Source organism: Tamlana sp. I1 (assembly GCF_015355625.1).
Classification (GTDB): Bacteria; Bacteroidota; Bacteroidia; order Flavobacteriales; family Flavobacteriaceae; genus Pseudotamlana.
The window spans coordinates 271,683-277,900 of sequence record NZ_JACLAF010000004.1 but is presented as its reverse complement, the minus strand read 5'-3'; the positions used below and the strand labels follow the sequence as shown (position 1 = coordinate 277,900).

General features: G+C 34.3%; 4 protein-coding genes. 1 reads left to right on the top strand and 3 read right to left on the bottom strand.

The genetic code is table 11. From position 1 onward, the window contains the following. Window positions 1–138: transposase (locus H6X70_RS05165; RefSeq protein WP_194765898.1), on the top strand; the 138-nt coding region annotated here is incomplete at its 5' end. Between the two features lie 333 nt (window positions 139–471). Here H6X70_RS05165 and H6X70_RS05160 read toward each other — a convergent pair. The 3 genes from H6X70_RS05160 to aldA form a co-directional block, all read right to left on the bottom strand. After that, a complete protein-coding gene (locus H6X70_RS05160) occupies window positions 472–2,955 on the bottom strand; it encodes a TonB-dependent receptor domain-containing protein (protein WP_194766596.1) in 2,484 nt (827 codons plus the stop codon). A 142-nt stretch (window positions 2,956–3,097) separates the two neighbouring features. Next, window positions 3,098–4,510, bottom strand: a complete 1,413-nt coding sequence (locus H6X70_RS05155) for a purine-cytosine permease family protein (protein WP_194766595.1) — start codon at window positions 4,508–4,510, stop codon at window positions 3,098–3,100. Between the two features lie 239 nt (window positions 4,511–4,749). Then, entirely contained in the window at window positions 4,750–6,189 is a 1,440-nt protein-coding gene (gene aldA, locus H6X70_RS05150; RefSeq protein WP_194766594.1) for an aldehyde dehydrogenase, read from the bottom strand. Between the last annotated feature and the right edge of the window lie 29 nt (window positions 6,190–6,218).

Here is a 6,218-nt window from a genome sequence, read left to right as displayed (position 1 = left end):
CTAAACTATTTTATTAATAGAAGTACAAATGCTTCTGCAGAATCCTTTAATGCCAAAATTAAAGCTTTTAGAACGCAGTTCAGAGGCGTGAGAAACGTAAAATTCTTCCTCTATAGATTAACTACTATTTTTGCTTAATTCTAAAATCCCACAACTTTTGCTCTTGATCCCAGATATACCTCTTGATTTCTTGCTTTATGATTTATCATATAAAACAAAAAAACCTCATAAATCATAAGATTTACAAGGTTTTGATTCAATTTAAAATTGATATTTGTCGGGGTGGCAGGATTTTGAAACAAAATTCAACACACTGTATTTCAATCACTTAAAAACAATATTTTCAAATAGGACACTCTATAGGACATATTTAAATGATTATTTGACATTCACTTATCAAATTTAATTAAAATGACACAATTGTGTCTATTTCAATTTAATAATAAATAGAACTTATCAAGAATAAAACGTTTAAAACTCACGTTTACCAAATTCACTTTCAATAAATTTAGATTGATTTTTAACTTTATTAAATGTGTAAGTTAAGTTTAAAAATACCATATCTACTTCGTACACGTAATTTGTGGTGGTATAAAATGAGTTGTCTTGCCAAGTCGTTATCCGTTGTTCGTTGGTATTTAGAAGCCCCATATCTATATTCTGCCATTGTAAAGTGGCCACCAACTGATTGTTTAAAAATGATTTTTTAAACGACAAATTAGGGGAATAAAATTCTGAATCCTCTCCCTGGGCGGTTACTCTATCCGACAAATAATTAAAGGTAAATTGTAACGCTGCCGTATCTGAAAAATTATAAGTAGAATTTATATTTAAGGAATATACAAAACTACTCGTATCAATAGCATAGCCATTATATGCACCGTCTATAGTGTACGAATACAAATTAGCACCTACAAAGTTATCCCACGATTCGGTGATATTAAATTCTGATCCTAACTCTAAGCCTATAGATTTTCCAGTACCCACATTTGAATATATTCTATTTAAAATGGTATCATTATAAACTGTATTTACCCGATTAATTAGATTCTTGACATCTCGATAATAAAACGTTCCATACAACGAATTACCTTTTTCAAGATCTTTAACGACTCCTAATTCTACCAAATCGATAAATTCTGGTTTTAACGTAGGATCTCCTTGTTCTAAGGTTTCTGAATGTTCACGTTCGGGAAATGGATTCATTTTAAACGATGTTGTCCTTTCTACGCGTCTGCTATAAGCCGCTTTTACTTTTAAATCATCATTGATTTTATATTGAACGGATGCAGATGGGTATAACTTAACAAAATCGTAAGCATACGTTGTATCCACTACCCCAACCTTATCCTTTAAATACAGGTCTCTATCCATACTTTCCAATCGAAGTCCTAAACTATAATCAAACTTCTCTAAGGACTTATCTAATTGTACATAACCAGAATTAATCTCACGAGTTAAATTTACTTCACTTGAAAATTCTGGAACTAAAACAAAATCGCCCGTATTAAGGTCTTTTCTTTCATAAATAAAATCCCCCTTATGATCTAAATTTCTATACTGATAGCCTACTGAAAACTGTCCTATTTCTAGAGGTTTAAATTCGTAACCCAATTGAAAGCGAATACCATTTAAGGGATTGTCATTGGTATTATATTCTTCTTGCAAGATCTGACTGGTATCTGGATACCCTAAATTCTCGTTTGTAGTTGGGCCGCCCAAAAAGGTGTATTCATATAAAAAAGACGCCGAGAGATTAGATGAATTTCCGAAGGTATGAGCGTAATCGAAACTTGCAACTACAAAATCACTTTTCCGAATTCTTAAATTATCGTTTAAGTATTGAAATGTATATATCCTATCCGAATCATCCCCATCTGCAGGGGTAATAGCATGATTATCGTAATACAAAATTGTAGCACGTCTATCTTTAGAACGTTTTCCTGCATAAACCCCTAAAGAAAAACTGTTGGATTCGCTTGGGGTATAATCTAAATTTAATCGCCCAGAATAGTTAATTTCATCAAAACTACGTTCCCCATCAGACGGAAAACGTGTTAAAGTGTCATTTATTATGGTATAAACATCACCTTCCCTTCTTCCTGCAATATCATTTCTCTGATAGCTCGCTCCTAAAGAAAAATTCCAAGCATCCCTTCGTACATTATAGGTAAAATCTCCTCCATAACGTCCCGCCGGTTCGGCATTATCATAATCTTCTATACTAGGAAATCCTAATTTTAAGTTTACTTGGGTAAAAGCGCCATTTATAGCCCCTTTTTTGGTTATAATATTTAAAATCCCTGATTTACCTTCAGGGTCATATTTAGCCGAAGGTGCTGTAATAACTTCAACCCGCTCTATGGCATTCGCAGGAAGCTGTGCTAAAATTTGTATGGCACTACTTTGTATAGGTTTACCATTTAAAAGCAATACAAAACTTGTACTCCCTCTTAAAGCAATTTGACCATCACCATTTACGTTTACAGAGGGTATATTCTTTAAAAGATCCACACCACTGCCACTCAAGGCATTTTGAAAATTCTTAGTTGAAAAAACTTGTCGGTCAACTTTATTAACCACCGCACTCCTTTTTCCTTGAACCACCACTTCATTTAAACGTTCCAAACTAGGTTCTAGATACAAAGTTCCAAGGTCTATGAAAGATTGAGATTTATCTACCAAAAACGTTTTAGTGGTTTTAGTGGTATATCCTATAAACGATGCCGCTATATAGTAATTCCCTTTCTTTAAGTTATCTAAAGTAAAAACACCCTGTTCGTTTGTTATAACGCCATTAACCAAAGTACTATCTGCCACTTTATATAATGCTACAGTAGCATAATCTATAGGTATTTGACTTTCTGAATCTAAAATGATCCCTGTTACTTGAGCTTGTATTTTAATGAATGAGAATAGGAAAAATACTCCTATTGTAAATAATTTTAATTTCATAAACCTTATTTAAGTTTTCGCTTTGTTACGGTAATAACAAAGTCTATTTACATTTAAATAAATTTTAATTCAGTTAGTTTCATATTATAAATTTAGCCCTAAAAAGGGCTAAACATTATGAAAAATATTTTATAGAAAAAGTTTAAAATTTCTTCTGATACATTTTACTAAAAACTAAAAATAATACCCCACATAATAACCACGCAGGTAGTGTTACAAAGGATAAAAACACATCAAACTGAATAGAAATAAAATAAAAAATACCAAAACTAATAGCCCACGCCAAAAACACAGATTTATTAAAGGATAGTTGCGCTAATTCTGCATAATTTTTAACAATACCCGCTTGTTTATGGAAAAAATGTTCAAAGACAATAACGGCTCCAAAAGGTGCAAGAATAAAACCATATAGTGCTACAAAGCCTAATAATTTCATCGCAAAGGCGGGGAATAATCCTGCTACGGTTGCTACAGTACCTGCTAATATTGTTACTTTAGCTGTAGATAGTTTAGGTAAAATAGCTTGAAATGCTAATCCCGCTCTGTATATGGTTGGGTTAGCTGTAGTCCATCCCGCTAAAACAACGGCAATAATTCCTAGGATTCCAATAGCATTATTAGCTAAAGGTCCTGGTGCTACAGGAGGTGCTTCGCCGTTACTTAAAAAGGCCTGAGCTTCTGGCGATTTTAAATAAACCGCATATAATAGGGCCGCTGCAATCCAAGCCATATAATGCCCAACATACATCCCTGCTGCTGTTGCCCATCCAGCTTTTGCTTCCTTAGCGAATCTAAACACAGACAAATCAGACATACCAATATGCATCGCTCCATTGGCAAACCATGACCAAATAACAACATGCCAAAAGGTAAATTTTGTTTGTCCAGGAAAAGGCTCTCCACCTTCTCCCCAGATATTCCAAAAATCTGAAAAACTACGAACACCTAATTGATTAAGTGCAACGATTCCACAAGCTACAAACGCAATGACAATAACTGGAGACATCCAATTGGCTGCTTTGGTAACTGTGTCATAACCTCTAGCTGCAATTATTGAAATAACAGCGCCGATAAGGATTACAATAACAATCCAAGTTAAACCATTAGGCATGGTGTCTGTTAGTTTTGGCATGGGCATATCGAAAGGTATACCAACTGCTGTTGCTGAAACTGTTATCATAGAACCTGCCAGAAAACAAAACAATATACCATTGGCTAAATTATAGCCCGTGACTAATTTTTTACCACAAATTTTCTCTAATTGAAAATATAAAGTAAGTCTGTTTTTTACAGCAATTTCTGCTGTTAAAAAACGCCAGCTTAAAACCGCTAATATATTACCTATAAGTAAACCAATTATTAAATCGAAGGCACTTACTCCAGCAGTTAAAAATAAAGGGCCTATCATAAATTCTGTTCCAGCAGCATGCTCGCCGGCATACATTCCTATAAAACTTTTCCAACCTTTAAGTTTAGACTGCGGTACAGGGGTTCTTTCAAATTCACCTCCTGCGAGCTGTTCAATGGCATCTTGTTCTTGACTATATTCTGACATATTTAGTTGCTAGTTTGTATTTATTAAAGTTCTCTTTTTTTCATTTATTAGCCAAAAATTAGCATGTGAGGGTTAAACACAGCCTATCAAATTAAGCACCTTAATTATAAAGCTTTGACTATTAGTGTTACGAAAATAAATGCGAACTATTTGTTTTCTGTCCTGTATTGTGATGTAATCATATATTTTAACAAAAAACTCAGCTACATAAGTAACTGAGTTTAATTATAATCCCTTAATTAGTAATACTTTGCATAAACCACTCGTGTATGCAAATATTCTTCCATACCATGTTTTCCATCTGCACCGCCAATTCCAGATTTTTTCCATCCTGCATGGAAACCTTGAATAGCTTCAAAATGTTCTCTATTTACATAAGTTTCACCAAATTGCAAGCTATTAGTAGCATGCATGATGTTGTTATAATTTTCTGAAAATATTGATGATGTTAAACCATATTGACAATCGTTAGCCAGCGCTATGGCTTCATCTAATGTGTTGAATTTCATTACTGGTAAAACAGGTCCAAAAACTTCTTCTTGAATAACTTGCATGTCCTGAGTACAATTTGTTAAAAGTGTAGGCTCATAGAAATACCCTTTACTAAATTTTTCCGGACGCTTACCTCCTACTAAAACTTCGGCACCTTCCTTTTTGGCAAATTCAACCATCTCTGAAATTTTATCTACTTGAGATTTAGAAACTAAACTACTCATATCTGCATTCACTCCAGTTAATGCATCTTCAACGGTAACCTCGCTCATTTTCTTCGTTAGTTTTTCCACAAATTCATCGTAGATACTGTCTTCTACATAAACACGTTCTGCACAATTACAAACTTGTCCGCTAAAAATCACTTTTGAAGCCACAACAGCATTTACTGCTAATTCTAAATTCGCATCGGCACAAACAATAGCAGGGGCCTTTCCGCCTAATTCTAAAGAAACTTTGGTGATATTTTCGGCTGCTGCTGCAATAATTTGTTGACCTGCAGAAACACTTCCTGTTAAACTAATAATACCTGTAATAGGACTTTTTGAAAGCGCGTTCCCTACAGTTCGTCCTGCCCCACAAACAAAATTTAAAACTCCTGCTGGCAATTCAATTTTCTGAATTAACTCAGCAAATTCCATAATAGTATTTGGTGCTTCAGAACTTGGTTTTATAACACATGTATTTCCTGTTACAAGTGAAGCGGCCACTTTTCTAGCCATTACGAAAAAAGGAAAGTTCCAAGGACAAATACCAACAGCAACTCCAATTGGCACTTTATGAAGGTAAATATGTTCTTTAGCGCGATCGCTTTGAATAATTTCTCCCTCAATACGTCTGGCCCATCCTGCGTTGTAATCAAAATAATCGGCCGTAACATCAATTTCAACTTGTGCTAAGCCAATGACCTTAGCTTGTTCCTTCGACAAAGTTTCAGCCAAAAACACTCTATTTTCTCTAATAACATCGGCCATTTTATGTAAAAAAGCTGCTCTTTGAATCGCTGGTAAAGCTTCCCAGGCTGGTTGTGCTGCTTGGGCGGCTTCTAAGGCATGATTAGCATCTTCAATAGTTCCTGTAGAAATAGTACTTATGATTTCTTCGGTACAGGGGTTTAAAATTTCGATCACACCAGTGGCTTTTGAATCTACGAACTGTCCGTTTATATATTGTTTATAATGTTTCATTTGAAAAATTTGATAAGCTTTATTGAATT

Coding starts and splice junctions, on each gene's coding strand:
- H6X70_RS05155 (WP_194766595.1), bottom strand. CDS start 4,510: ATGTCAGAATATAGTCAAGAACAAGATGCCATTGAACAGCTCGCAGGA.
- H6X70_RS05160 (WP_194766596.1), bottom strand. CDS start 2,955: ATGAAATTAAAATTATTTACAATAGGAGTATTTTTCCTATTCTCATTC.
- aldA (WP_194766594.1), bottom strand. CDS start 6,189: ATGAAACATTATAAACAATATATAAACGGACAGTTCGTAGATTCAAAA.